A 25,441-nucleotide genomic window follows, 5' to 3' on the forward strand; every position below is an offset into this window, starting at 1 on the left:
GTCTGGCTGAATTTCGCCGGCCCCATGTCACACTTGTCACACAGTCCGAGCGAAGAAAATCTACCCCTCGATACGGCTGAAATCGGCCACCCGGTGGACCGCGTCGCGGAACCGGGCGAGGAGGTCGAGCCGGCCTGCGCGTTTCGCAGGGTCGGCATCGTTCACGGTCACGCTGTCAAAGAACGCATCGATCGGCGCGCGCAGGCTGGCGAGCGCGCCCATCGCAGCGGCGAAATCCTCGGCCTCGACCGCCGCCGCGGCGGTGGGTCCGGCCTTGTCCAGCGCCTCGATGAGCGCCTTTTCGGCCGGCTCGGGCGTGTAGGAAAGTTCTTTCGCGCGGGCCTGCGCCATCTTGGCGTCGACCACGGCTTTCAGGTCGGGATCGTCGACCAGCGCGAGCGGGTCTTCTTCTCCGGTGCGGGCAATCTCGCCCTCGAGGCCGAGCCAGTCCTCCTTCCTGAGGATGTTGGCCGCGCGCTTGTACCCGGCCAGCAGGTTCGCGCCGTCGTCGGTCTTCATGAACTCCTGCAATGCCTTCACACGGGCCAGAAGCCGCACGAGGTCGTCTTCGTTCCCGAGCGCGAAGACGGCGTCGATCAGGTCGTGGCGGACGCCCGCCTCGCGCTGCTGGACCTTGAGCCGGTCGGCGAAGAAGTCGAGGAGATCACCTTCCGCAATCGGCAGCCGCAGCCCGTTCTCCTGGACAATGCGAATGACGCCCAGCGCCGCGCGGCGAAGCGCGAACGGGTCCTTCGACCCCGTTGGCTTTTCGTCGATCGCGAAGAAGCTGCGGAGCGTATCCAGCTTGTCCGCCAGGCTCACCGCCACGGTAACCGGTGCGGTGGGGACTTCGTCGCCCTGCCCGACCGGCTTGTAGTGATCGCGGATGGCGTCGGCGACGGCATCGGGCAGGCCCTCGGCGCGGGCGTAGTAGCCGCCCATCAGGCCCTGCAGCTCGGGAAATTCGCCGACCATCTCGGTGACGAGGTCCGCCTTGGCAAGCTGCGCGGCCTGTTCGGCCTGATCGGGGTCGGCGCCGTTGACCACGCCTTTCTCGACCAGCCAGCGGGCGAGCCTGGCCACCCGCTCGACCTTGTCGGCCACGGTGCCGAGTTTCTCGTGGAAGGTGATCCGCTCGAGCTTTTTCGCGTGGCTTTCCAGCGAAGTCTTCCGGTCCTGTTCCCAGAAGAAGCGCGCATCGGACAGGCGCGCGGCGAGGACCTTGCGGTTGCCGTCGACGATCCGCGCGCCGCCGTCGGCCGCCTCGATGTTGGCGGTGCAGACGAACGCGTTGGCGAGCTTTCCGTCCGCATCGTGGCACACGAAATACTTCTGGTTGGTCCGTGCGGTGAGCTGGATCACCTCGGGCGGCACGTCGAGGAACGCCTCGTCGAAGCGGCCGAGCAGCGGCACCGGCCATTCGGTGAGGCCGGCGTTCTCGATCACCAGCCCCTCGTCCTCGACCAGTGTCAGCCCCGCGTCCGCGGCGGCCTTCGCGGCCCCTGCCCGGATCATGTCCTGCCGCTCCGCGTGGTCGACGATCACATGGCAGGCGCGCAGCTTTTCCGCGTAGTCATGGGCGCCGCCGATGGTGATCGGGCCGTCGTGGTGGAAGCGGTGGCCCATCGTGGCATACGTGCTCGCAATCCCGCTCACCGCGCATTGGACGAGGTCCTCGCCGAAAATCGCGACGATGCCCGACAGCGGGCGCACCCAGCGCAGGCTCTCGGTCGAGAGCGACGCCTCGCCCCAGCGCATCGACTTGGGCCACGGGAACGCGCGGACGATCGCCGGGATCGCCTCGGCCAGCACGTCGCGCGTGGCGCGGCCGGGCTTGTCGATCACCGCGAAGTAGGTGTTGCGGCCCTTCACTTCGCGCAGGGTCAGCTGGTCACGGGTGACACCGGCCTTGCGGCAGAAACCGTCGATCGCGGCGTCGGGCGCCCCTTCGGGCGGCCCCTTGGCTTCCTCGCTGACCGCCTCGGTCGCTTGCGGCAGACCCCGTGCAATCAGCGCGAGACGGCGCGGGGTCGACCAGACGGTAATCGCGCCCACTTGCACGCCCGCCGCGTCCATCTCGGCGCGGAACAGTCGTTCGAGATCGGCGCGCGCGCCCGCCTGCATCCGCGCGGGGATTTCCTCGCAGCGCAGTTCGAGCAGGAAGTCCGTGCCGCTCATGCCGACCACTCCGGATATTCCCTTGCCCAGCGATCGGCTTCCTTCGCCATGTAGGCCTCGCAGCTTCCCCGGGCGAGATCGCGCACCTGCGCCATGTAGCTGGCGCGTTCCTGCACGCTGATCACGCCGCGCGCCTGGAGCAGGTTGAACAGGTGGCTCGCCTCGATCGCCTGCTCGTAGGCGGCGATGGGCACCTCGGCATCGAGCGCGTTGCGGCACTCGGCGGCGGCTTTCCGGAACAGGTCGAATAGCGCGTCGGTGTCGGCGACCTCGAAGTTCCACTTCGACATCTGCCGCTCGTTCTCGAGGAACACGTCGCCATACGTGACGCCGCGACCGTCGAAATTGAGGTCGAACACGTTGTCGACGCCCTGGATGTACATCGCGAGGCGCTCGAGCCCGTAGGTCAGCTCGCCCGCGACCGGCTTGCAGTCGAACCCGCCCATCTGCTGGAAATAGGTGAACTGGGTCACCTCCATCCCGTCGCACCAGACCTCCCAGCCCAGCCCCCATGCGCCGAGCGTGGGACTTTCCCAGTCGTCCTCGACGAAGCGGATGTCATGCTTGAGCGGATCGATGCCGATCTCGACCAGCGATTGCAGGTACAGCTCCTGCAGGTTCGCCGGGCTGGGCTTCAGGATCACCTGGTACTGGTAGTAGTGCTGCAGGCGGTTGGGGTTCTCGCCATAGCGGCCGTCGGTAGGTCGGCGGCACGGCTGGACGAAGGCCGCGTTCCACGGCTCGGGTCCCAGCGCGCGCAACGTCGTCGCGGTGTGGAACGTGCCGGCCCCCATCCGCATGTCGTAGGGCTGGAGGATCAGGCAGCCATTGGCGCTCCAGAAATCGTGGAGCGTCAGGATCATGTCCTGGAAGCTGTTGGCCGGGTTCCTGGCAGGAGCGTCGCGCGTCATGGTGCGGCGCGCAATGGCGCAGGCGCGAAAGGGCGTCAACCGCGCCCCGCGCGGGCCGCACAGGGTTCGCGCCGCAGCCGGCTGGCGGGGAGTTGACAGGCTGCGACAGAAACCGATTTTGCTTTTCCTTTACGCCGGTATCGCAAACAAGGACGCCATGACCCGATTGCTGCGCACCCTTGCCCGCTCGTTCGCCCCCGCCACGCTGCTGCTCGCGGCCCCTGCCTGCGCGTCCACGCCGGCGACCGCGACCGCCGCCGTGGTCCCTGCACAGGCGGGCCCCGCGCTGTGGAAGGTCGCCGACGAGGATACGACGATTTACCTGTTCGGGACTGTCCACGTTCTGCCCAAGGGCGGTACCTGGTTCGACGATCGCATCTCCGGCGCGCTCGCCGCGTCCGACACGATCGTCACCGAACTGCCGCCGACCGCGATGTCCGACCCGAGCGCGCAGACGACCATCATGGCGCTCGCCATGTTGCCGCCCGAAAAGACCCTGCGCGCCATGCTGACCGACGAGCAGCGCGCGACCTACGAGGCGGCACTCGGCAAGCTGAAGATGCCCCCGCAGGCGCTCGACCGGTTCGAGCCGTGGTTCGCCGCCATGACCCTTTCGATGTTGCCGCTGCTCCAGAACGGTTACGCCGCCGACAGCGGGGTCGAGAAGGTTCTCGAGGCGAAGGCGGCCGCCAACGTCAAGCGCGAGGCGGTCGAGACGCTCGAAGGCCAGCTCAGGCTGTTCGACGAACTGCCTGCCGATGAGCAGGCGGCCTTCCTCGCCAGCGTGTCCGAGCAGATCGACCAGGTGGTCCCGCAACTGGCCGAGATGGTCACCGCGTGGGAAGCCGGCGATGCCGACCGGCTCGCCGCGCTGATGAACGAATCGATGAAGGACGATCCCGTCCTCGCCGAGCGGCTGCTCTACGGCCGCAACCGGACCTGGGCCGGCTGGATCGCCGATCGTCTCGCGCAACCAGGCACCGTATTCATGGCGGTCGGCGCAGGGCACCTGGCGGGCGAGAAGAGCGTGCAGGAAGCACTCGCCGCTCGCGGCATCCAGAGCGTGCGGGTCCAGTGATCCGCAGCGCACTGGCGCTGTGGGTCACCGTCCTGCTCGCCGCCTGCGGGCAAGACGCGGCGGCGCCCGAGCTGCCGCCCGCCAACCCGGCCCTGTGGGAAGTCACCCGGGCCGACGGCGGAACGGCCGGGTGGCTGTTCGGCACGATCCACGCGCTGCCCGAAGGCGCCAGGTGGCGCACGCCCGTGGTCGACAAAGCCATCGTCGAGGCCGACATGCTCGTGGTCGAGGCGAAGGACCTGGCCGACGACGGAAAGCTCGCCGCCACCTTCACGCGGCTGTCGCACTCGGCCGACGGCCTGCCGCCGCTGTCCCAGCGCGTGCCCGAGGCCTTGCGCGCGCGGCTCCGGGCGCTGCTCGCGAAGGGCGGGTACCGCGAGGCCGATTTCAAGGCGATCGAGACCTGGGCCGCCGCGCTCATGCTCGCCCAGCTTGCCGACGATTCGATCGGCGAGAACGGCGTCGACCGTGCGCTCCTGCGTGATTTCCGGGCGCGGCGGGTCGAGGAACTGGAAGGGATCGAGGGGCAGTTCGCGATATTCGATTCGCTGCCCGAGGAAGACCAGCGCGACCTGTTGGGCGCGGTGGTCGAGGAGGACACGATGACCGCCGGCGACACCGCCAAGCTCGCCAAACTCTGGCTTGCGGGCGACATGACCGCAATCGCGAAGGAAGGCGACGAAGGGATGCTCGCCGATCCCGAGCTCAGGGCCGCTCTCCTCACCGACCGCAACATCGCGTGGGCCGAACGGCTGGAATCGTTCTACAAGGCCGGATACCGGCCGTTCGTGGCGGTCGGCGCCGCGCACCTCGCGCCGCCCGGCGGCCTGCCCGAGCTGCTCGAAGCGCGGGGCTACACGGTGCGCCGCGTGCGTTAGCCTTGCTTTTCGCCCCCGCGCCCGCTAACGGCCCGCCCTTCGGCGTCATGGTCATCCCTGGAGGCGTGACGGACCGAAGTTCAAACGCATTCGAAAGGCACTACGATGAGCGACGCTCTGACCCTGCCGGCCGAGGCGCGCGAACGGGCTGGCAAGGGAGCCTCCCGTGTACTGCGCCGCGAAGGCCGTGTTCCCGCCGTTATCTACGGCGGCAAGGAAGAACCCACCCCGATTCACGTCGAGGCCAAGGAGCTGATCCGCCAGCTCGGCACCGGCCACTTCATGAACTCGATCGTGATGATCGAAGTCGGCGGCAAGAAGGTTCGCACGCTCCCCAAGGACGTCGCGTTCCACCCCGTCAGCGACCGGCCGATCCACGTCGACTTCCTGCGCCTGGCCAAGAACGCCAAGGTCGAGGTGATGGTCCCCGTGGTGTTCCTGAACGAGGAAAAGAGCCCGGGCCTCAAGAAGGGCGGCGTGCTCAACGTGGTGCGCCACGAACTCGACCTCATCTGTGAAGCGGACAAGATTCCGGCCGAGATCGAGATCGACGTGACCGGCAAGGAAGTCGGCGATTCGATCCACATCAGCGAGGTTACCCTCCCCGCCGGTGCGGAAAGCGCGATCACCGACCGCGATTTCACCATCGCGACGCTCGTCGCTCCGTCGGCGCTCAAGAAGGCCGAAGGTGCCGAGAGTGCCGCTTCGGGCGAAGGTGCCGGTGCCGACATGGAAGCGGGCGAAACCGCCGCGACCGAACAGGGCCCGGACGACGACGCGGCCGACGAGCAGGAAGAGAAGAGCGAGTAACGCTTTCCTCCAGCTTGACGCACAGCAAGCGCCGGTCCTCGCAAGAGGGCCGGCGTTTTGCATTTCAGCGCCGAGCAAACACCGCTCGGGCCGCAAGTCGCGAATCGCTCTGCCAAGCCGTCACAACAGTTCATCTCCCTTCCTGCAGACAAGAGCAGGGCGATGCTCTAAACAATACGCCTTCGGGCCTGCTCAAAACACAATCGCAATGATCGGAGGTATTGGCACAAGGAGAGGACGGATGCTCTTTTACGACAGCTTTGGCATGAACCCGCGCATGGTCAGGTTCTATCTGGACGAGAAGAACCTGAAACCCGACCGGATCTCGGTCGATATCTTCGGCCTCGAGAATCGCAAGGAACCCTACCTCGGCAAGAATCCGTCCGGGCAGACCCCCCTGCTCGAACTCGACGACGGGTTCTGCCTCTCCGAAACGGCAGCGATCTGCGAATACCTCGAAGAGTTGAACCCCGATCCCCCGTTGATCGGAAGCACGCCCCGGGAGCGGGCGGAAACCCGGATGTGGTGGCGACGGGTCGAAATCAACATCTGCCTCCCGCTCGTCTATGGCTTCTACTTCGACGAGGGGTACGAGATCTTCAAGGATCGCACGCATTGTCCGCGCGACGCCGCCAAGGGCATGAAGGAACGTGCGCAAAAAGGAATGGAGTGGCTGGATCCCCTGCTGGACGGCCGCACCTGGATCGCCGGCGACCGGTTCACAATGGCCGACATCTGCCTCTACGTGTACATCGACGCAGTTCGTGACGTGAACCAGCCCATGCCCGAAGGCTGCGACAACCTTTCGGGGTGGTTTCACCGCGTCCAAGCCCGCCCAGCGGCCGGTAAGAGTCAAATGCTCAAGACCGATTTTGGACTGGTAGGTTAAGTACCCGGCCTACCGGGACCAGTAGCAGTACGGCATCGTGCCTTGGCTGGTATCGCCGGCTGGGCTAGGCGCGCGCCATGCAAGTCTGGACAGGCCTCGGAAACCCCGGTCCGCAGTACGCGATGCACCGGCACAACGTCGGGTTCATGGCCGTGGACGCCATTGCCGAAGTGCACGGGTTCGGCCCGGTGCAGAAGAAGTTTTCCGGCTGGGTGCAGGAAGGACGGATCGGGACCGAGAAAATCCTCCTGCTGAAACCCGCGACGTTCATGAACGAGAGCGGCCGGGCGGTGGGTGAGGCCCTGCGGTTCTACAAGCTGGATCCCGAGGCGCTGACCGTGTTCCACGACGAACTCGACCTCGCGCCGTTCAAGGTCAAGGCGCGCGTCGGCGGCGGACTTGCCGGGCACAACGGGTTGCGCTCGATTGACCAGCACCTCGGTCCCGACTTCCGGCGCGTGCGGATCGGCATCGGTCACCCGGGCCACAAGGACCGCGTGACCGGCCACGTTCTCGGCAACTACGCCAAGGCCGAGATCGACGACCTCGCCGCCATGCTCGGTGCGATCGCGGCAGAGGCGGAGTGGCTGGCGAAGGGCGACGACGCGCGCTTCATGAGCGAGATCGCGCTGCGCCAGCAGGCCTAGAGGTCGATCGAGGCGCCCGGTTTCGGCGTCCAGCCGAGCGCGCCCATGCAGGCGACGAAGAAATCGCGCCTGTTCTGCACCTTCGCGATTGTCTCCAGAAGCTCCGTGCAGCTCTTCTCAGCCTGACCGAACGGGGTGCGCGTTCCGCCGGACCAGTCATCCGGATCGGTCGTGCTGCACGCGGTCATCGCGAGCAGGACCGGCAAGGCGAAAAGGGTGCGACGCATGGCCCCATGCCTTAGCCCGTGCGGCTCGACGCGCAAGACGATTGCCGATAGCCTGTCAGCCGAAGGAGAGGTCCATGCCGATTGCCCGCCGCCATCTGCTTGCCGGTGCCGCAGCTGCCGGGACGCTTGCCGCGACCGCGCGCGCCGCCGGCCCTTCCTCCGCGCCCTCGCTCGCGGGCAAGGCGATCCTGATCACCGGCACCTCGTCGGGTTTCGGCCGCGCCGGTGCCGAACACTACGCGCGTCTCGGCGCCAAGGTCTTCGCGACCATGCGCAACATGCCCCGTGCCGAGGCCGATGAGCTGCGCAAGCTGGCCACGGACGCGAAGCTCGACCTGACCGTCCTCGAACTCGACGTGCTCGACGAGGACATGGTGAACCGTGCGGTCGGGGAGGCCGAGCGGCTGACCGGACGCGGGCTCGACGTTCTGGTCAACAACGCCGGTATCGGCATCACCGGCCCGGTCGAAGTGCAGGACATGGAGGCGACCCGTCTCGCGTTCGATACCAACGTCTTCGGCTATCATCGCCTCGCCCGCGCGGTCCTGCCGGGAATGCGGGCGCGCAAGAGCGGGCTGATCGTCGCGGTGTCGAGCCAGCTCGGCCGGGTGATCGTGCCCTTCGCCGGGCACTATTCGGCGACCAAGTTCGCGGTCGAGGCGATGTTCGAGCAGCTCGCCTACGAAGTCGCCCCGCACGGGATCGAGGTGACGATCATCGAGCCGGGCGGATACCCGACCAAGGTCTGGGTCAACCGCAATCGCTATTCGGCGGAGCTCAGGAAACGCGCAGCCGAGCGTCACACCGCTGGCTACCCCGCCGTGGTCGCGCGGATGGGCGAAGAGGACGGGTCGGGCCGCTCCGCGGACGTGATGGACATCCCGCGCGCGATTGCCGAGATAGCCGCGATGCCGGCCGGCTCCCGCCCGCTGCGCCGCCCCGTCGCGGCGGGCACTGTGCCGCAGGTCGCGATCAACGAGGTATCGGCCCGCACGCAGCTTGCGATGCTCGGCAACTCGCCGCTGGGCGCGTTCGTCAAGGACGTGCTCGACTAGTATCGCAGGCGCAGCGCGTTCGGAAAGCGATCCAAGGGTGGCGCCCGCCGCTGCCCGGCGCTAAGGCGCGCGCCATCACCTTCACGAGGAAGAAATCACGATGGGATTCCGCTGCGGAATCGTCGGGCTGCCCAATGTCGGCAAGTCGACCCTGTTCAACGCCCTCACCGAAACGCAGGCCGCCCAGGCGGCGAACTACCCGTTCTGCACGATCGAGCCCAACGTCGGCCAGGTCGCGGTCCCCGACGAGCGGCTCGACGCGATCGCCCGCATCGCCAAGTCGGCCAAGATCGTGCCGACCCAGCTCGCCTTCGTCGACATCGCCGGCCTGGTGAAGGGCGCCAGCAAGGGCGAGGGCCTCGGCAACCAGTTCCTCGGCAACATCCGCGAGGTCGACGCGATCGTCCACGTCCTGCGCTGCTTCGAGGACGACGACATCCAGCACGTTGCCAACAAGGTGGACCCGATCGCCGACGCCGAGGTGGTTGAGACCGAACTGATGCTGGCCGACCTCGAGAGCCTCGAAAAGCGCGTTCCGGCCGCGCAGAAGCGCGCGACCGGCGGCGACAAGGAAGCCAAGGTCATGGCGAGCGTGCTCGGCCAGGCGCTCGAGCTGCTGCGCGAAGGCAAGCCCGCCCGCCTCACCGAGCCCAATGGCGACGACGAGGAAAAGGTGTTCGCGCAGGCCCAGCTGCTGACCGCCAAGCCCGTCCTTTATGTCTGCAACGTCGCCGAGGAGGACGCCGCCGAAGGCAACGCGCTCTCCGCGCTGGTATTCGAGAAGGCTAAGGCCGAAGGGGCAGAAGCGGTTGTCGTCTCGGCCGCGATCGAGAGCGAACTCGTCGCGATGCCGGCAGAGGACCGCGCGGAATACCTCGAGGCACTCGGCCTCGACGAGAGTGGCCTCAGCCGGGTCATCCGGGCGGGTTACAAGCTGCTCGGCCTCAAGACCTTCTTCACCGCCGGTCCCAAGGAGGCACGCGCGTGGACTTTCCCGGCCGGCGCGCGGGCACCGCAGGCCGCCGGCGAGATCCACACCGACTTCGAGCGCGGCTTCATCCGCGCCGAGACGATCGCGTACGACGACTACGTCGCGCTCGGCGGCGAGGCCGGAGCGAAGGAAGCCGGCAAGCTGCGCCAGGAGGGCAAGGACTATGTCGTGCAGGACGGCGACGTGATGATGTTCAAGTTCAACGTCTGATTGCCCGGACCCATTGCCGCCTTCGCCCGTTCAGGTTCGAAACGGGGAGATTGCACGCGATGGTCGACAAGTCCGAAAAGTTCAGCTGGCTGGTACGCCTCGGCTATGCGGCGCGCGGCCTGGTCTATCTGCTGCTCGGCTACATCGCGCTGGAAACGGCGGGCAAGGCGAAGGATGGGCAGGCCGCCGTGTTCGACATGGTCCAGGACGTCCCGCTGGGCACCGCGATGCTCTACGTCATCGCGATCGGTCTCGTGGCGTACTCGGCATTCAAGGCGATCGACGCGGCGACCAATCTCGAAAACCACGACGACGATGCCGAGGGCAAGGCCAAGCGCATCGGTTCGGCGGCGAGCGCGGTGGCGTACTTGTCGCTTGCCTGGACCGCGTGGCAATTCGCCACGGGCGACCAGCAGCAGTCCTCGTCCTCGGCCGGTGATACGCAGGAAAGGGTCAGTACGCTTCTGAGCTGGGATATCGGTCCCGTGGTGCTCGGCGTCGTGGGGCTCGGCTTTCTCGCCGCCGCCGCAATGCAGGCGAGGAAGGCGATGGACGCGCACTTCATGAAGCACGTGAGCGGGCGCGCGCCCAGCTATGTCGAGCCGCTCGGCCGCGCGGGATATGCGGCCCGTGCGGTCGTGTTCCTGCTGATCGGCTGGTCGCTGATGAAGGGCGCGTGGTTCGACCAGTCGAGCGAGGTGAAGGGGCTCGGCGACGCGATCGTTTCACTCAGCGACATGGGCGTGCTCTACACGCTGGTCGCCATCGGCCTGGTCCTGTTCGGGATATTCACGCTGATCGTGGCGCGCTACCGGATCATCCCGGACATCGGCCACGGCGACCTCAGGCCGCGGGCCTGATCGCCTCGACCCGGCCCGACCCGATCCGGCCCGGCGCGACAGTCCTTACGCAATCCTTCCGATCAGCTAAACGCCATCGCTCGACTCGGCGTTGGAGGAAACGGGCGCGTGCAATATTTCGAGGATCTCGAGCTGGGCAGGACCGCCCGCTTCGGCCGCTACGAAGTCACCCGCGAGGAAGTCGTCGCCTTCGCCTCGAAGTACGATCCGCAGCCCTTCCATCTCGATGACGACGCGGCGGCCGCCACGCATTTCGGCCGCCTCTCGGCAAGTGGCTGGCATACCTGCGCGATGACCATGGCGATGCTGGTCGAGAACCTGAAGGCCAACCGCCAGGCGGGCCTCGGTTCGCCGGGCATCGATCAACTGCGCTGGATCAAGCCGGTGTTTCCCGGCGACACGCTGCGCTGCGAAAGTGCGGTGATCGAGAAGCGCCGCAGCAGGTCGCGACCCGAGATGGGCATATTCAAGTCGAGCCTGACCGTGTTCAACCAGAACGACGAGCCGGTGATGAGCATGATCTCGAACGGGCTCATCGCGGTGCGCGATCCTGCCGCCCCGATTGAGGACTAGCCCGGCAGGCCCTTTCTGCAGGCCAGCCTCAGCTGCCGCATTGCGCCACTCCGCTGGCTTCGTAGACGATCTGGTCGCGGTCGTTGCGCAGGATCAGGCGCGCGGGGAAGTTGACCGTCTCGATGCCGTCCTGCTCCCCCTCGCCCTCGCCAATGTCGAGCATGAACGACCAGGCCGCGGCGGTATACTTGCCCTTGGCGCCCAGCGGCAGATCGGAACTGCCGGCGTCGGGGGCGAACCCCTCGAGCTTGCCGTCGATCTTCATGTACCCGTGACCGGGCTGCGCAAGCGCGATCGCGGCCATGCTGCCATCGGGCGCGAAGTTGCAGCCCGCGCCGTAGAGATCGTATTTCTCGATATCGGGGTACAGGATCTTGTCCGGCGTCACCGGCACCGGCGGCGCTTCCTGCGCCGCCTTCACCGCCGCGACGTCGGCCTCGTCGCGCAGGGCCTGCTCGCGGGCACTCGGCTCTTTGCTGTCACACCCCGCCGCGGCGAGCGCCAGCGGCAGTACCCAGATCGCTCGCATCAATGTCTCCCGAAGAGCTTTTCGACATCTTCCATGCGGAGCTTAACCCACGTGGGCCGCCCATGGTTGCATTGGCCCGAGCGGGGCGTGCGTTCCATTTCGCGCAGGAGCGCGTTCATCTCGGCGACGGTGAGCGTGCGCCCGGCGCGGACCGAGCCATGGCAGGCCATCGTCGCCAGCACGAGGTCGAGCTTCTCGCCCAGCAGCAACGCTTCTCCATGGTGCGCGAGATCGTCGGCGATGTCGCGCAGGAGCTTGCCCGGGTCTGCCTTCGCCAGCGCGTGCGGCAGGCTGCGCACGAGCATCGCGCCGGGGCCGAACCGCTCGACCTGGAGGCCGAGTTCGGCGAGCTTGGCGGCGGCGCCCTCGAGCCGGTCGCAGTCGACCTCGTCCAACTCGACCACGTCGGGAATCAGCAGCGCCTGCGGCCGGGCCGTCGCCTCGCCCGCGCCGGCGGCCTTGAGGCGTTCGAGGACGAGCCGTTCGTGCGCGGCGTGCTGGTCGACGATCACGAGCCCGTCCGCCGCCTCGGCGACGATGTAGGTCTGCGCGACCTGACCACGGGCGACGCCGAGCGGAAACGCCTCTGGCGCCTCGGGCAGCGGCGCGGCTTCTTCGGCGCGGCCCAGCGGCTCTGCCCCGGAGCGGTCCATCACCTCGCCCTCGTAGGCGCGCCACGCCTGCGACGCCTCGCGCACCGATGCCGATGGCCGCGTCCAGTCCCGCCCGGCGAAGATCGAGGCCAGTGCAGGCGCGGGCTCCGCGCGCACCGGCTCGCTGATCCACCGGCCCATTGCGGCCCCGTCGGGCGCCTGCGCGCTGCGCCGGTCGCCGCTAGCAAGCGAGTGCCGCAGGCCCGAGACGATGAATCCGCGCACCGCTGCCGCGTGGCGAAAGCGCACCTCCGTCTTGGCGGGGTGGACGTTGACGTCGACTTCCTCGGGCGGGAGGTCGAGAAACAGCGCCAGAACCGCGTGCCGGTCGCGCGCGAGCATGTCGGAATAGGCCCCGCGCACCGCGCCCACCAGGAGCCGGTCCTTCACCGGTCGTCCGTTCACGAACAGGTACTGGTGATCGGCGACCCCGCGGTTGTAGGTCGGCAGGCCGGCGATCCCGGTCAGCCGCATCGTGCCCGCTCCGCTCGGCTGCTCGAGGTCGATCGCGACGCCGTTGTCCTTGAGCTCGCGCGCGACGACCTGCGCGACCCGGTCGGCCAGGTCCTGCCCCGGTTGCAGCGAGAGGATCGTCCGCCCGCCCCCTCCACCCGTCGCATGGTCGAGCGTGAAGCCGATCTCGGGCCGGGCCATCGCGAGGCGCTTCACGACGTCGGCGCAAGCGGCGTACTCGCTGCGCGCCGTGCGCAGGAACTTTCGGCGTGCCGGGACCTTGCCGAACAGGTTTTCCACCCGCACGCGGGTGCCCGGCGGCAGCGCGGCCGGGCCTTCGGCGGTCAGCGTCCCGTGATCGACCACCCGCCGCCAGCCCTGTTCCGCACCGCGCACCCGGCTCTCGACGGTGAACTTCGCGACGCTCGCGATGCTCGGCAGTGCCTCGCCGCGAAAGCCGAGCGTCGCGACGAGCTCGATGCTTTCGTCGGGCAGCTTCGAGGTCGCGTGGCGTTCGAGCGCGAGCGCCATCTCGGCCGGGCTCATGCCGCAGCCGTCGTCGGTCACCTCGATCCGCTCGAGTCCGCCCTCGACCAGCGTGACCGCTATCCGGGTGGCGCCGGCGTCGATCGCGTTCTCGACCAGCTCCTTGAGCGCGGCCGCCGGCCGCTCGACCACTTCGCCCGCGGCGATGCGGTTGACCAGGCTTTCGGGCAGGCGGCGGATTTCGGCCATTAACCGCGACTAGCGACCAAACGTCATAATTTCGAGGCGATCTGTTGAGATAGCGGTGGATCGCACAAGAAAAATTTTGGCGTTTTGAGGCGTGTTTCGATAAGGGACGCGCATCCCCCGTCACACCCGGGTCGCGACTGTCGCAGGTCCTGCGGCAAGGGCCTGAAACATATATGGAACGCGCACCGCAATGGGCTTTTTCTCGAATCTCCTGAAATTCGGCTCGCAGAACATGGCGATCGACCTCGGCACCGCGAACACGCTGGTCTACGTCGAGGGCCAGGGAATCATCCTGAACGAGCCGTCGGTCGTCGCAATCGAGACTCAGAACGGCATCAAGCGCGTGAAGGCCGTCGGCGACGACGCGAAGATGATGATGGGCAAGACGCCCGACAACATCGAGGCGATCCGTCCGCTGCGCGACGGCGTCATCGCCGACATCGAGATTGCGGAAGAGATGATCAAGCACTTCATCCGCAAGGTGCACGGCAAGAAGAGTCTGCTGCGCTATCCGGAAATCGTGATCTGCGTGCCTTCGGGCTCGACCTCGGTCGAACGCCGCGCGATCCGTGACGCGGCGAGCAACGCGGGCGCCAGCCAGGTCTACCTCATCCTCGAACCGATGGCGGCGGCAATCGGCGCCGATATGCCGGTGACCGAACCGGTCGGCAGCATGGTCGTCGACATCGGGGGCGGCACGACCGAGGTCGCGGTTCTCTCGCTTCGGGGCCTCGCCTACACCACCTCGGTCCGCACCGGCGGCGACAAGATGGACGAGGCGATCGTCAGCTACGTGCGTCGCCACCACAACCTGCTGATCGGCGAGGCGACCGCCGAGCGCATCAAGAAGGATTACGGCATCGCCCGTCCGCCGGAGGACGGCGTGGGCGAGACCATCACGATCAAGGGCCGCGACCTCGTCAACGGGGTGCCCAAGGAGATCCAGATCAACCAGGGCCACATCGCCGAGGCGCTCTCCGAACCGATCGGCGCAATCGTCGAGGGAGTACGCATCGCGCTGGAGAACACCGCGCCCGAACTCGCTGCCGACATCGTCGACCAGGGCATCGTGCTCACCGGGGGCGGCGCGCTGATCAGCGGGCTCGACGACCACTTGCGCGAAGAGACCGGCCTTCCCGTCTCGATCGCGGAAGACCCGCTGTCCTGCGTCGCGATCGGCACTGGCCGGGCGATGGAAGACCCGGTCTATCGCGGCGTGCTGATGACCGCCTGACCTGAAGGACGATTGAAATGGCGCCGCCTTCCTCACGGCGCTCCGGGCATTCGCGCAGGGCGCAATACGGACAGTTCACGGGCTACGTGCTCGCCGCGATCGGCGCTGCGCTCGGCGCGGTGCTGCTCGGCATCTCGCTGTGGCGTCCGACCTCGTTCAACGGGGTGCGCACCGCAGCGGCGGACACGGTCGCCCCCGCCGGCGAAGCGGGCGCAGTCGTGCGCACCGAGGGCCAGAGCCTGTTCGACAAGATCTCGGGCTACCTCCAGGCCGGCGCGCAAAACGCCGAACTGCGCAAGGAAGTCGAACTCGCCCGCATCCGCCTCAAGGAAGCGGAGGCGGTGCGCGAGGAAAACGCACGGCTCAAGGCATTGCTGGGCTTCCGCGAATCCGAGGTCAAGCCGGTGGCCGTGGCGCGACTGGTCGCATCGACCGCGACGAGCACCCGCCGCTTCGCCTATCTCGGCGCAGGGCGCGACCAGGGCGTCGGCGTGGGAATGCCGGTTCGCTCCCCCCGCGGCGTCGTGGGCCGCGTGCTCGAAGTCGGTGACGACAGCGCGCGGGTCCTGCTTCTCGGCGACAGCGAAAGCGTAATCCCGGTCCGCCGCGCGAAGGACGAGGTGGTCGCCTTCGCCGAGGGGCGCGGCGACGGGCGCCTGCGCATCCGGCTCATCAACCTCGGCATCAACCCGCTCCGGAGAGGCGACGTCTTCGTCACCAGCGGCGCGGGCGGGTACTACCGCCCCGGCATCGCGGTGGCGATCGTCCAGGAAGTCACGCCCGACGGGGCGGTGGCGGCGGTCATCAGCGATCCGGCGGCGACCGACTTCGTCTCGGTCGAACCGATCTGGCAGCCACGCGCGGTCGACGCCGCCAAGACCCCCGTCAGCCAGGAAGTCGGCGGGCCCGCCGGCGAATGATCGGCGAGCTTTCAAGCCGCGCACGCCGCGATCGCTACGGGTCGAAGATCAATCGCACCCACTCGCCGATCCGCGCCTATGTCGTCCCGTGGGCGTCGATCATGCTCGGCTCGGTCCTGCCACTGTTCGTGATCGCGAGCGCGGTGCCGCTCATACCGCCGCTGGGATTCCTCATGCTGCTGTCCTGGCGACTGGTGCGTCCGGGCCTGTTGCCGGTCTGGGCGGGTTTTCCGCTGGGTCTGTTCGACGACATGTTCAGCGGTCAGCCATTCGGCAGCGCTATCATGCTTTGGTCACTCACAATGATCGCGCTCGAAATCATCGAAACCCGGTTTCCCTGGCGGGGGTTTTTCCAGGACTGGGCAGTCTCGGGCTTCCTGGCGATCTGCTACCTCATCGCCGCCGCGGTCTTCTCCGGCGGACGCGTGGGACCGACGATGCTGCTGGTCCTCGCCCCGCAGGCCTTGCTTACCCTCGCGCTTATCCCGGTGCTCTCGCGCTTCGTCGCCGGGCTCGACCGGTTCCGCCTTGCGCGCGTCAGGGGGATCGACTGATGGCCCTGCTCCGGAGGCGCCGGGCAAGCCGCGCGAAGCCGATCACCAGCCCTGCGACGCTGTCGGCCAGCTTCGAGCGGCGCAGCTTCGTCGTCGGCGCGGTCCAGGGCGGCGTCGGGCTGCTGCTCGCGGGGCGGATGACCTACCTCTCGGTATTCGAGAGCGAGAAATACACGCTCGAATCCGAGAGCAACCGGGTCAACCTGTCGCTGATCCCCCCGCGGCGCGGCTGGATTCTCGATCGCAACGGCGCGCCGCTTGCATCGAACAAGGCCGACTTTCGCGTCGACATCATCCCCGACAGGATGCGCGACCCCAAGGCCGAACTTGCCACGCTCGCGCCGCTGCTCGGCCTCGATGCGGACAAGCTGCGCGATCTCCACGACAAGATCGACGCCAACCACGGTTTCCAGCCGATCGAGGTCGCCAGCGGGCTCAATTACGAGCAATTTGCCGCAGTCAGCGTGCGCCTGCCCGATCTTCCCGGGGTCGTGCCGCAGCGCGGTTTCTCGCGCTTCTATCCGACCGGCCCCGCAGTGGGCCACCTGATCGGATTCGTCGGTCCGGCCAACGCCGAGGAATACCAGAAGGATCGCAACCCGATCCTGATCACGCCGGGCTACAAGATCGGCAAGGACGGGATCGAAAAGCAGTTCGAACAGCGGTTGCGCGGGGTCCCCGGCGCGCGCCGGGTCGAGGTTACCGCGACGGGCCGCATGGTGCGCGACCTCGCTACGCGCGAGGACGTGCAGGGCGATCCGGTCCAGCTGACGATCGACGGGCCTCTGCAGGATTACGCAGCGCGCCGGCTCGGCCTCGAATCCGGCTCGGTGGTGGTGATCGACTGCCAGACCGGCGATTTGCTCTGCATGGCGTCGATGCCGAGTTTCGATCCCAACAGCTTTTCCGACGGCATAGGGCGCGTCGAATACTCGATGCTCAGCCAGGACGAGCGCGTGCCCTTGCGCAACAAGGTGCTGAAAGGACTGTATCCGCCCGGCTCGACGGTGAAGCCAATGGTTGCAATGAGCTTTCTCGAGGCCGGGCTTGATCCCAATGCCGCGACCAGTTGCGCGGGCGGACTGCGGGTGGGCAATCGGGTGTTCCACTGCTGGAATCGCCGCGGCCACGGCCATGTCGACATGGCCAAGGGCATCTACCAGTCCTGCGACGTCTATTTCTATCACTTCGCGCAGCAGATCGGCATGGACACCATAGCCGCGATGGCGCGGCGCTGCGGCATGGGGCAGGAATTCCCGCTTCCGGTGCTGAGCCAGTTCTACGGCACCGTCCCCGACCCGGCGTGGAAGCTGAAGAAATATGGCCAGGAGTGGCAGGCGTACGACACCGTCAACGCGACCATCGGCCAGGGCTACATGCTGGCCAATCCGCTGCAGCTGGCGGTGATGGCGGGGCGCCTTGCGACGGGCAAGAAGCTGATGCCGCGGCTTCAGCTCAATCCCGACGAACCCAACCCCGCGTCGATGAACTTCCACGGCGACCATGTGCAGGTGATCCAGAACGCGATGAGCGACGTCGTCAACGGGCCTGGCACAGCCGGCCGTGCGCGCCTGCCGATCGACGACGTGCTGATGGCCGGCAAGACCGGGACCGCGCAGGTCGTCGGGCTCAACATCTCGTCGGGCAAGGGCGGAATCTGGAAATACCGCGACCACGGGTTGTTCATCTTCTTCGCCCCGTTCGACAACCCGCGCTACGCGGGGGCCGTGGTCATCGAGCACGGCGGCGGATCGGGCGCGGCATATCCGATCGCGCGCGATGTGATGACCTTCATGTTCGATCCGCAAAAGGGGCTCGAGGCGCTTTACGCGCTCGAGAAGCAGTGGGGCGGCACGGCGCAGGAGCGGCTTACCGCGCGCTACGCCGCGTTCGCCGCCGCCGCGGGCCAGAACATCGGTCCCGCCCCCAGGCGCGAGGAAGACGTCTTTGCGCGGGTCGACGCCGAATCGCGCGCCGCCCAGACCCGGCCCCAGCCGCTTGAAACGGGCGCGGTCGCCCCGCCCCCGGAACCCGTTGCCAACACCGTGCCGCCCAATGCCGACCAGGCGATACCGGTGCCCTCGCCCGGCCCTTCGCCGCTGCCGTCGCCCGCGCCTTTCCCGGAGCCGCGATGAATTCGGTCGTGCCCGCTCCCGTCGCGCGGCAGCCGTGGGCGATGCTCGCTCCGCTGATCCTGCTCACCCTGTTCGGGTCGGCGGTGCTGTTTTCCGCGGCGGGAGGGAACCTGCAGCCATTCGCCCTGTCGCACCTGGTGCGCTTTGCGATCTTCCTGACGATGGCGAGCGTGATGACGCTGTTCAGCCGGGAATTCGTTCGACTGTTCGCCTATCCGGCATACGCCGTCATCCTGCTCCTGCTGGTGGGGGTCGAGGCACTCGGCTTTGTCGGCGGGGGTAGCCAGAGGTGGATCAACTTGGGTCCCATCGTGCTTCAGCCTTCGGAACTGATGAAGCCGGCGGTCGTCCTTGCCCTTGCCCGCTTCTACGGCGACCTGCCGTCGGGAATGGTGCCGACCTGGCGCTCTCTCGTGCCGGCAGGGGTGATGATCGGGGTCCCCATGCTGCTGGTCCTCGCGCAGCCCGACCTCGGCACCGCGCTCGCGATCGGGTTCGGCGGCGCGATCGTCATGTTTCTCGCCGGCCTTCCGCTCAAGTGGTTCGGCGGCGCGGCGGCGGCGGGCGCGGCGCTCGCACCGCTGGCGTTCTTCTTCGGCCTGAAGCCCTATCAGCAGCGGCGGGTATTCACCTTCCTCGATCCCGAAAGCGATCCGCTGGGGGACGGCTATCACATCACCCAGTCCAAGATCGCGATCGGTTCGGGGGGTATAACCGGCAAGGGCTTCAACGAAGGGTCACAGAGCCACCTCAACTATCTGCCCGAACCGCACACCGATTTCGTGTTCGCGACGATGGCCGAGGAGTGGGGACTGATCGGCGGGTTGTTCGTCCTGCTCGCCTTCTTTCTGATCCTGCGTTGGGGTTGGAAGGTGGCGCTGGCTTCGGAGGACCGCTTCTCGCGGCTGCTGGCCGGCGGCATGGTCGCGACGGTGTTCTTCTACGTCGCGATCAACCTGATGATGGTCATGGGCCTGGCCCCGGTGGTCGGCATCCCGCTTCCGTTCATGAGCCACGGGGGCAGCTCAATGATGACCAACATGATCTGCCTGGGCACCTTGATGATGATCCATCGCTGGAACGTGCGGAGCGGGCGGCGCGGACTTTCGTAAGGCGGCCGGATTGGCCCTTGGCATCTGCGAGAGGGACGCTATATGCGCCTCTCCCGACGATTCGGGGCCTGCGCAATCGGGCCTTCAGGATGCCGGAACGGACGCATAGCTCAGTTGGTAGAGCAGCTGACTCTTAATCAGCGGGTCCTAGGTTCGAGCCCTAGTGCGTCCACCATCCTTCCCCTTCAGAACAGCACATTGCGGATCCAGTCGAGGGCGTTTTCGTCGCTGGCCAGCAGCGCGCGGCCGAGAGCGATCGACCACGCTGTCTCTCCGCCTTCCTCGAGGCGCCAGGCGTGCAGGCGGCGCGTGTAGAGCTGAAGGTCGTGTTCGGCGCTGATGCCGATCGCGCCGTGGACGGCGTGGGCCGTGCTGGCGACGTGGGGGGCATGCATGGCGGCGACCGCCTTTGCGAGCGCTGCGCGTTCCGCGGTTGGCCAATCACAATCCGCCGCAAGCTGGACCGCCATTCGTATCGCCACGACCTCCTCGGCCATGAGCGCAAGCTGCTGCTGCACCGCCTGCTGCCGCCCGATCGGCTTGCCGAACTGGCTTCGCTCGCCGGCATAGGCGGTCGTCATATCGAGCACGCGGTCGGCCGCTCCCGAAATCGCGGCGGCAAGGAGGACCGGTTGCGCGGTGTCCGGGTCCCGACCCGACCGTCCGATCATCGCTTTTCCGATGGCGAGCGGCGCCGCGCGGCGGCCGATCGCGCGCCACAATGCCGCGACCTCTGCGAACGGCAGCGCCATGTCGGGCGCCAGCGCGTCGAGGAAGCCCGATTGCTCGATCTCCACGCGCTCAGGGCTCCAGTCGCCTCCTGCATCGATCGCGCGCACCCGCGCGGGCAGAAACAGCTTGTCCAGCATCGCCTCGAACGGGGACAGGAACGCGCTCATCGGAGGCCCATCCCGCGGGCGATTATCCCGCGCAGGATCTCGCGCGTGCCGCCCCTGAGCGAGAAGCTGGGCGCGACCAGCGTGAGGTAGCGCAGCGCCGCCACCAACTCCGTATCGGCCGATTCGTCTGGATGGGCGGCGAGGTCGTCGGCGATGGCAAGCGGGAGCTCCTGCTCGAACGCGGTGCCGAGGTCCTTGACGAGCGATGCTTCGACCACCGGGCTCTCTCCGGCGGCGAGCCGCGCGGTGCAGGCGATCGACATCGCGCGCAGGGCCGCCAGCCGCGCCGCGAAGCCCCCGACGAGCGCCGCCGCCCGGTCATCCGTTCGGCCAACGGCGCGCAGGTGCGCAATCCAGGCCTCGAGCACGACATGGCTCGAATAGATGCGCTCTGGCCCGCTTCGCTCGAAGGCGAGTTCGGCGGTTACCTGTGCCCAGCCCTGCCCCTCCTCGCCGATCAGCGCGTCGGCGGCGAGGTCGACGTCCTCGAAAAAGACCTCGTTGAAATGCGCGTCGCCCGCGAGATCCCGGATCGGACGCACCGAGACGCCGGGTGCCTTGAGCGGGACGATCAGCTGCGACAGGCCCGCATGGCGATCCTCGGGCCCGCCGGACGTCCGCACGAGCGCGATCATGTAGTCGACGTGGTGCGCGCCGGTGGTCCACAGCTTCTGGCCATTGAGGCGCCAGCCGTCCCCGGTTCGCTCGGCGCGGGTGCGCACCGCGGCCAGGTCGGAACCCGCGCCCGGTTCGCTCATCCCGATGCAGAACAGGGCCTCGCCCCGGCAGATCCGCGGGATGTATGCGCGCCGCTGCACCTCGGTGCCATAGTTCAGGATCAACGGTGCGCTCTGCCGGTCGGCAATCCAGTGCGCACCCACCGGGGCCCCGGCTGCCAGGAGTTCCTCGACGACAACGAAGCGCGCGAAGGGGCCGCGACCACCGCCGCCGTATTCGGTCGGAAGGGTCAGGCCGAGCAGGCCCGCCGCGCCAAGCCGGCGGCTGAACGCCGGGTCGAACCCCATCCACGAGCGCGCGCGCCGATCGAGCGCCATCCCGGCGACCGCCTCGCGGGCGAGCGCGCGGACCTGCGCCCGCAACGCTTCGTCTTCCGGCGGAATCGCCGCGAGGGTCAGGGTATCGAACACGCGAGGGCCTGTCTGGGACACCGCGGCCTCGATCGCAATCCCGCGCATTGCGGCGCCGGGTCGCCCGTCCTACAGCCCGCCCTATGGGAGACTTCCTCAAGACAGAACGCGACGGCCCGGTGCTGACCGTCACGATGAACCGGCCCGCAGACCGCAATGCGATCACGGATCCCGACCAGAGCGCGGAGTTCGTCGCACTCGCCGAAGAGCTGGCCCGCGACCGCTCGGTCCGCGCGATGGTCCTTACCGGGGCGGGCAAGTCGTTCTGCGCAGGCGGCAACGTCAAGTCGATGAAGGAGAAGACCGGCCTGTTCGCCGGGTCGCCGTTCGACCAGCGCACCCATTACCGGACGACCGTCCAGACCATCGGCAAGGCGCTGTGGGAGCTCGAAGTGCCGGTCGTCGCGGCGATCAATGGCCACGCCATCGGCCTCGGACTCGACATCGCGCTGATGTGCGACGTCCGGGTCATGGCCGAGGACGCGCTGGTCGCCGAAAGCTACGTCAGGCTCGGCATCATTCCCGGCGGCGGAGGCGCGTGGCTGCTGCCACGGGTCGTCGGCCTGTCGAACGCGAGTTTGTTGACCCTGACCGGAGACACGATCGATGCGCCGACGGCGCTGCGCTACGGGCTCGCGAGCGAGGTCGTGCCGACTGCGGATGTCCTGCCGCGTGCGCAGGAAATCGCCCGCGCCATCGCCGCCAATCCCGGCCACGCGACGCGCATGGCGAAGCGGCTGATGCGCGAAGGAATGGACCAGAAGCTGCCTACGCACCTCGAAATGGCCGCCGCCTACCAGGCATTGTCGCACCACACCGCGGACCACGCCGAGGCGATCGACGCCTTCCTCGGCAAGCGCCCCCCGGAGCTACGCGACACGTGACCGGCGCGCTCGAGGGGATTCGGGTGCTGGATCTATCGCGCGTGCTCGCGGGACCGTGGAGCGCGCAGGTGCTTGGCGATCTGGGGGCCGAGGTGATCAAGGTCGAACAACCCGGCGCGGGGGACGACACGCGCGCGTGGGGGCCGCCGTTCCTGCCCGATTCGAACGATTCAGCCTATTTCTCGTGTGCGAACCGCAACAAGCGTTCGATCGCCATCGACATCGCCTGCGATGAGGGTGCCGAGCTGGTCCGCAAGCTCGCCGCGCGCTCCGACGTGGTGATCGAGAACTTCCGCGTCGGCGGGCTTGCCAAGTACGGCCTCGACTACGACGACCTGCGCGCGGTAAAGCCCGACCTCGTCTGGTGCTCGATCACCGGGTTCGGGCAAACCGGTCCGGAGAAAGACCGCGGGGGGTACGACTTCCTGATCCAGGGAATGAGCGGGCTGATGAGCGTCACCGGCGCGGCGGACGGCCCGCCGACCAAGGTGGGCGTGCCGATCAGCGACCTGACCACCGGGCTCTACGCCGCGATCTCGATCCTCGCCGCGTTGCGCCACCGCGACCGCACCGGCGAAGGTCAGCGCATCGATCTCGCGCTGCTCGATGCGCAGGTGGCGCTGATGAGCAACCAAGCGGCAAACTGGCTCAACGGCGGGCCGGAACCGCGCCGGCTCGGCAACCAGCATCCCAACATCGTGCCCTACCAGGTGTTCGCCTGCGCCGATGGCGACATCCTGATCGCAACCGCGAACGACCGGCAATTTGCCAAGCTGTGCCGGGTCCTCGGCCTCCCGGAACTGGCAGATGATCCCCGGTTCGCCGCGATGAGCGCGCGGGGGACAAACCGGAATGTACTGCTGGCGATCATCGAGCCGGTGATCGCCGGCTGGAGATCGGACGACCTCGTCGCCGCGCTCAACGACGCGGGCGTGCCGGGCGGACGGGTGAATACCGTGCCCGAGGCGCTGACGCATCCGCAGATCGCGGCGCGCGAGCTTGTCGGGTCGATCGAGCGGCACGACGGCACCGCGGTTCGCTTCGTCGGCTACCCCGCCAAGCTCTCGGCCACGCCGGCGGCGTACCGGTCTGCCCCCCCTCGCGCGGGCGAGGACGCGGACGCCGTGCTGCAATCCGTACTCGATCTCGACGAAGCCGAGATCGCCCGCCTGCGCGATGCCGGGGCTATCGGCTAGGAAAGCGGTTCCTGATCCGGGATGCGCACCGCGCGGTCCAGCATATCGGGCCGCGTCACTTCCGCATCGCGGCGATCGCGCTGGGGGCTGATGAAGCGGTCCGAGTACCGATACCAGACCATTCCATCCGGTTGCGGGCTTTCCTCGATCTCGAATTCCATGCCTGCGACTCCTCTCCCGACCGAAATGCCGGGAGGCGAGCCGCGTTCCGCGAATTTGCGACGAATTGCAGGGACTTGCGACGAAGCGATGGCGCCTCAGATGTGCAGCGCGCGGCCATAGGCGGCCAGCACGCTCTCATGCATCGATTCGCTGATCGTCGGGTGCGGGAAGATCGTGTTCATCAGTTCCGCCTCGGTCGTCTCGAGCGTCTTGCCGACGACGTAGCCCTGGATCATCTCGGTCACTTCGGCCCCGACCATGTGCGCGCCCAATAGCTCGCCGGTCTTTGCGTCGAACACGGTCTTCACGAAACCTTCCGCCTCGCCGAGCGCGATCGCCTTGCCGTTGCCGATGAACGGGAAGGTCCCGGCCTTGACCGCGTAGCCCGCTTCCTTCGCCTTCGCCTCGGTCAGGCCGACGCTGGCGATCTGCGGGTGGCAATAGGTGCAGCCCGGGATGTTGTTGCGGTCGAGCGGGTGAGGGTGGACATCCTTGTTGCCCAGTTCCTTCGCGATCGCCTCGGCGGCGGTGACGCCCTCGTGGCTCGCCTTGTGCGCCAGCCACGGACCCGGCGTGCAGTCGCCGATCGCCCACAGGCCCTTCGACTTCGTACGGCCATAGGGATCGATCTGGATGAACCCGCGGTCCATTTCGACGAGCTTTTCGAGGCCCACGTTCTCGGTGTTCGGCACGATGCCGACCGCGACGATGCAGTGGGTGAAATCGGTCTCGGAGACCTTGCCCGTTTTGTCCTTGATCTTCGCCTTCACGCCGCTGCCGGAAACCTTGATGTCCTCGACCCCCGCGCCGGTCATGATCGTCATGCCCTGCTTGGTCAGGCTCTTTTCGAGGAAGGCGGAGACGTCGGCGTCCTCGACCGGAACGATCCGGTCGAGCATTTCGACGACCGTCACCTCGCAACCCATGTCATTGTAGAAACTGGCGAATTCGATCCCGATCGCGCCCGAACCGATGACGAGCAGCTTCTTCGGCATTTCCGGCGGGGTCATCGCGTGGCGATAGGTCCACACGCGCTTGCCATCGGCCTTGGCGAACGGCAGGTCGCGCGCGCGGGCGCCGGTGGCGACGATCACGTGCCTGGCGGTAAGCTTTTCCTCCCCCTTCTCGCCCTTCACCGTCAGCGAAGTCGGGCCGGTCAGCGTGCCAACACCCATGTGCACCGCGATCTTGTTCTTCTTCATCAGGTGCGTGACGCCCTGGTTGAGCTGCTTGGCGACGCCGCGGCTGCGCTTCACCACCGCCTCGAGGTCCGCCTCGATGCTGCCGGCGATCTTGAGGCCGTAGTCCTTGGCGTGCTGCGCATAGTGCAGGATCTCGGCACTTCGGAGCAGCGCCTTGGTCGGGATGCACCCCCAGTTGAGGCAGATCCCGCCGAGCAACTCGCGCTCGACGATCGCGGTCTTGAGGCCCAACTGCGCGGCTCGGATCGCCGCGACATAGCCGCCGGGGCCGCTGCCGAGCACGATGACGTCGTATTGGGTGTCAGCCATGGGTCTTTC

General features: G+C 67.6%; 25 protein-coding genes and 1 tRNA gene. 17 read left to right on the plus strand and 9 right to left on the minus strand.

Going from position 1 to position 25,441, the window contains the following annotated elements; genetic code table 11:
• Positions 1-60 precede the first annotated feature (60 nt).
• Both glyS and N0B51_RS07295 read right to left on the minus strand, forming a co-directional pair.
• Positions 61-2,178: a glycine--tRNA ligase subunit beta gene (gene glyS / locus N0B51_RS07290; protein WP_259961653.1), complete on the minus strand. Its 2,118-nt coding sequence runs from the start codon at positions 2,176-2,178 to the stop codon at positions 61-63.
• Positions 2,175-3,089: a glycine--tRNA ligase subunit alpha gene (locus tag N0B51_RS07295; RefSeq protein WP_259961654.1), complete on the minus strand. Its 915-nt coding sequence runs from the start codon at positions 3,087-3,089 to the stop codon at positions 2,175-2,177. Before N0B51_RS07295 ends, glyS begins: the two co-directional genes overlap by 4 nt.
• Positions 3,090-3,246: 157 nt before the next feature.
• On the opposite strand from N0B51_RS07295, the gene N0B51_RS07300 reads away from it, so the two are divergent.
• The 5 genes from N0B51_RS07300 (at position 3,247) to pth (ending at position 7,391) form a co-directional block, all read left to right on the plus strand.
• Positions 3,247-4,167 (plus strand): TraB/GumN family protein, encoded by a 921-nt coding sequence (locus tag N0B51_RS07300; protein ID WP_259961655.1) that lies wholly within the window; start codon positions 3,247-3,249, stop codon positions 4,165-4,167.
• A complete protein-coding gene (locus tag N0B51_RS07305; protein ID WP_259961656.1) occupies positions 4,164-5,045 on the plus strand; it encodes a TraB/GumN family protein in 882 nt (293 codons plus the stop codon). The genes N0B51_RS07300 and N0B51_RS07305 overlap by 4 nt, the downstream gene beginning before the upstream one ends.
• A 105-nt stretch (positions 5,046-5,150) precedes the next feature.
• A complete protein-coding gene (locus tag N0B51_RS07310; protein WP_259961657.1) occupies positions 5,151-5,855 on the plus strand; it encodes a 50S ribosomal protein L25/general stress protein Ctc in 705 nt (234 codons plus the stop codon).
• Positions 5,856-6,096: 241 nt separating this feature from the next.
• Positions 6,097-6,744, plus strand: coding sequence for a glutathione S-transferase family protein (locus N0B51_RS07315; protein ID WP_259961658.1), 648 nt, complete (start codon positions 6,097-6,099; stop codon positions 6,742-6,744).
• Between the two features lie 77 nt (positions 6,745-6,821).
• Positions 6,822-7,391, plus strand: a complete 570-nt coding sequence (pth, locus tag N0B51_RS07320) for an aminoacyl-tRNA hydrolase (protein WP_259961659.1) — start codon at positions 6,822-6,824, stop codon at positions 7,389-7,391.
• On the opposite strand, the gene N0B51_RS07325 is transcribed toward pth, so the two are convergent.
• Positions 7,388-7,618, minus strand: a complete 231-nt coding sequence (locus tag N0B51_RS07325; protein ID WP_259961660.1) for a hypothetical protein — start codon at positions 7,616-7,618, stop codon at positions 7,388-7,390. The two genes, pth and N0B51_RS07325, sit on opposite strands and share 4 nt — an antisense overlap.
• A 74-nt stretch (positions 7,619-7,692) precedes the next feature.
• Here N0B51_RS07325 and N0B51_RS07330 point away from each other — a divergent pair, with 74 nt between their 5' ends.
• The 4 genes from N0B51_RS07330 (at position 7,693) to N0B51_RS07345 (ending at position 11,307) form a co-directional block, all read left to right on the plus strand.
• Complete coding sequence (locus N0B51_RS07330; protein ID WP_259961661.1) at positions 7,693-8,673, plus strand: SDR family oxidoreductase; 981 nt, start codon at positions 7,693-7,695, stop codon at positions 8,671-8,673.
• Between the two features lie 100 nt (positions 8,674-8,773).
• A complete protein-coding gene (gene ychF, locus N0B51_RS07335) occupies positions 8,774-9,874 on the plus strand; it encodes a redox-regulated ATPase YchF (RefSeq protein ID WP_259961662.1) in 1,101 nt (366 codons plus the stop codon).
• Positions 9,875-9,933: 59 nt separating this feature from the next.
• Positions 9,934-10,734 (plus strand): DUF1206 domain-containing protein, encoded by an 801-nt coding sequence (locus N0B51_RS07340; protein ID WP_259961663.1) that lies wholly within the window; start codon positions 9,934-9,936, stop codon positions 10,732-10,734.
• A gap of 108 nt (positions 10,735-10,842) precedes the next feature.
• Entirely contained in the window at positions 10,843-11,307 is a 465-nt protein-coding gene (locus tag N0B51_RS07345) for a MaoC family dehydratase (protein ID WP_259961664.1), read from the plus strand.
• A 28-nt stretch (positions 11,308-11,335) separates the two neighbouring features.
• Here N0B51_RS07345 and N0B51_RS07350 read toward each other — a convergent pair whose 3' ends face one another.
• Both N0B51_RS07350 and mutL read right to left on the minus strand, forming a co-directional pair.
• Complete coding sequence (locus N0B51_RS07350) at positions 11,336-11,836, minus strand: hypothetical protein (protein ID WP_259961665.1); 501 nt, start codon at positions 11,834-11,836, stop codon at positions 11,336-11,338.
• A complete protein-coding gene (mutL, locus tag N0B51_RS07355) occupies positions 11,836-13,677 on the minus strand; it encodes a DNA mismatch repair endonuclease MutL (protein ID WP_259961666.1) in 1,842 nt (613 codons plus the stop codon). The genes N0B51_RS07350 and mutL overlap by 1 nt, the downstream gene beginning before the upstream one ends.
• Before the next feature lie 190 nt (positions 13,678-13,867).
• Here mutL and N0B51_RS07360 point away from each other — a divergent pair, with 190 nt between their 5' ends.
• The 6 genes from N0B51_RS07360 (at position 13,868) to N0B51_RS07385 (ending at position 19,807) form a co-directional block, all read left to right on the plus strand.
• Positions 13,868-14,911, plus strand: coding sequence for a rod shape-determining protein (locus N0B51_RS07360; RefSeq protein WP_259961667.1), 1,044 nt, complete (start codon positions 13,868-13,870; stop codon positions 14,909-14,911).
• A gap of 17 nt (positions 14,912-14,928) precedes the next feature.
• Positions 14,929-15,831, plus strand: a complete 903-nt coding sequence (gene mreC, locus N0B51_RS07365) for a rod shape-determining protein MreC (RefSeq protein WP_259961668.1) — start codon at positions 14,929-14,931, stop codon at positions 15,829-15,831.
• Entirely contained in the window at positions 15,828-16,385 is a 558-nt protein-coding gene (locus N0B51_RS07370) for a rod shape-determining protein MreD (protein ID WP_259961669.1), read from the plus strand. The genes mreC and N0B51_RS07370 overlap by 4 nt, the downstream gene beginning before the upstream one ends.
• Positions 16,385-18,520 carry a penicillin-binding protein 2 gene (gene mrdA, locus N0B51_RS07375; protein ID WP_259961670.1) on the plus strand — a complete coding sequence of 712 codons (2,136 nt, stop codon included), beginning with the start codon at positions 16,385-16,387 and terminating at the stop codon, positions 18,518-18,520. The genes N0B51_RS07370 and mrdA overlap by 1 nt, the downstream gene beginning before the upstream one ends.
• Complete coding sequence (gene rodA / locus N0B51_RS07380) at positions 18,517-19,632, plus strand: rod shape-determining protein RodA (protein ID WP_259961671.1); 1,116 nt, start codon at positions 18,517-18,519, stop codon at positions 19,630-19,632. The genes mrdA and rodA overlap by 4 nt, the downstream gene beginning before the upstream one ends.
• A 99-nt stretch (positions 19,633-19,731) precedes the next feature.
• A tRNA-Lys gene (locus N0B51_RS07385) sits at positions 19,732-19,807 on the plus strand.
• A gap of 10 nt (positions 19,808-19,817) precedes the next feature.
• Here the strand turns inward: N0B51_RS07385 and N0B51_RS07390 are convergent.
• Both N0B51_RS07390 and N0B51_RS07395 read right to left on the minus strand, forming a co-directional pair.
• Positions 19,818-20,531 carry an acyl-CoA dehydrogenase family protein gene (locus tag N0B51_RS07390; RefSeq protein WP_259961672.1) on the minus strand — a complete coding sequence of 238 codons (714 nt, stop codon included), beginning with the start codon at positions 20,529-20,531 and terminating at the stop codon, positions 19,818-19,820.
• A complete protein-coding gene (locus N0B51_RS07395; protein ID WP_259961673.1) occupies positions 20,528-21,679 on the minus strand; it encodes an acyl-CoA dehydrogenase family protein in 1,152 nt (383 codons plus the stop codon). Before N0B51_RS07395 ends, N0B51_RS07390 begins: the two co-directional genes overlap by 4 nt.
• Positions 21,680-21,762: 83 nt before the next feature.
• On the opposite strand from N0B51_RS07395, the gene N0B51_RS07400 reads away from it, so the two are divergent.
• Positions 21,763-22,563, plus strand: a complete 801-nt coding sequence (locus tag N0B51_RS07400) for a crotonase/enoyl-CoA hydratase family protein (protein ID WP_259961674.1) — start codon at positions 21,763-21,765, stop codon at positions 22,561-22,563.
• On the plus strand, positions 22,560-23,759 hold the full coding sequence (locus tag N0B51_RS07405; protein WP_259961675.1) for a CaiB/BaiF CoA transferase family protein: 1,200 nt from the start codon (positions 22,560-22,562) through the stop codon (positions 23,757-23,759). The genes N0B51_RS07400 and N0B51_RS07405 overlap by 4 nt, the downstream gene beginning before the upstream one ends.
• Here N0B51_RS07405 and N0B51_RS07410 read toward each other — a convergent pair.
• Together N0B51_RS07410 and lpdA are read right to left on the minus strand one after the other, a co-directional pair.
• Positions 23,756-23,920 carry a hypothetical protein gene (locus N0B51_RS07410; RefSeq protein ID WP_259961676.1) on the minus strand — a complete coding sequence of 55 codons (165 nt, stop codon included), beginning with the start codon at positions 23,918-23,920 and terminating at the stop codon, positions 23,756-23,758. The two genes, N0B51_RS07405 and N0B51_RS07410, sit on opposite strands and share 4 nt — an antisense overlap.
• 96 nt (positions 23,921-24,016) lie before the next feature.
• Entirely contained in the window at positions 24,017-25,432 is a 1,416-nt protein-coding gene (lpdA, locus tag N0B51_RS07415) for a dihydrolipoyl dehydrogenase (RefSeq protein WP_259961677.1), read from the minus strand.
• Between the last annotated feature and the right edge of the window lie 9 nt (positions 25,433-25,441).

Source organism: Tsuneonella litorea, assembly GCF_025154015.1.
Classification (GTDB): domain Bacteria; phylum Pseudomonadota; class Alphaproteobacteria; order Sphingomonadales; family Sphingomonadaceae; genus Tsuneonella; species Tsuneonella litorea.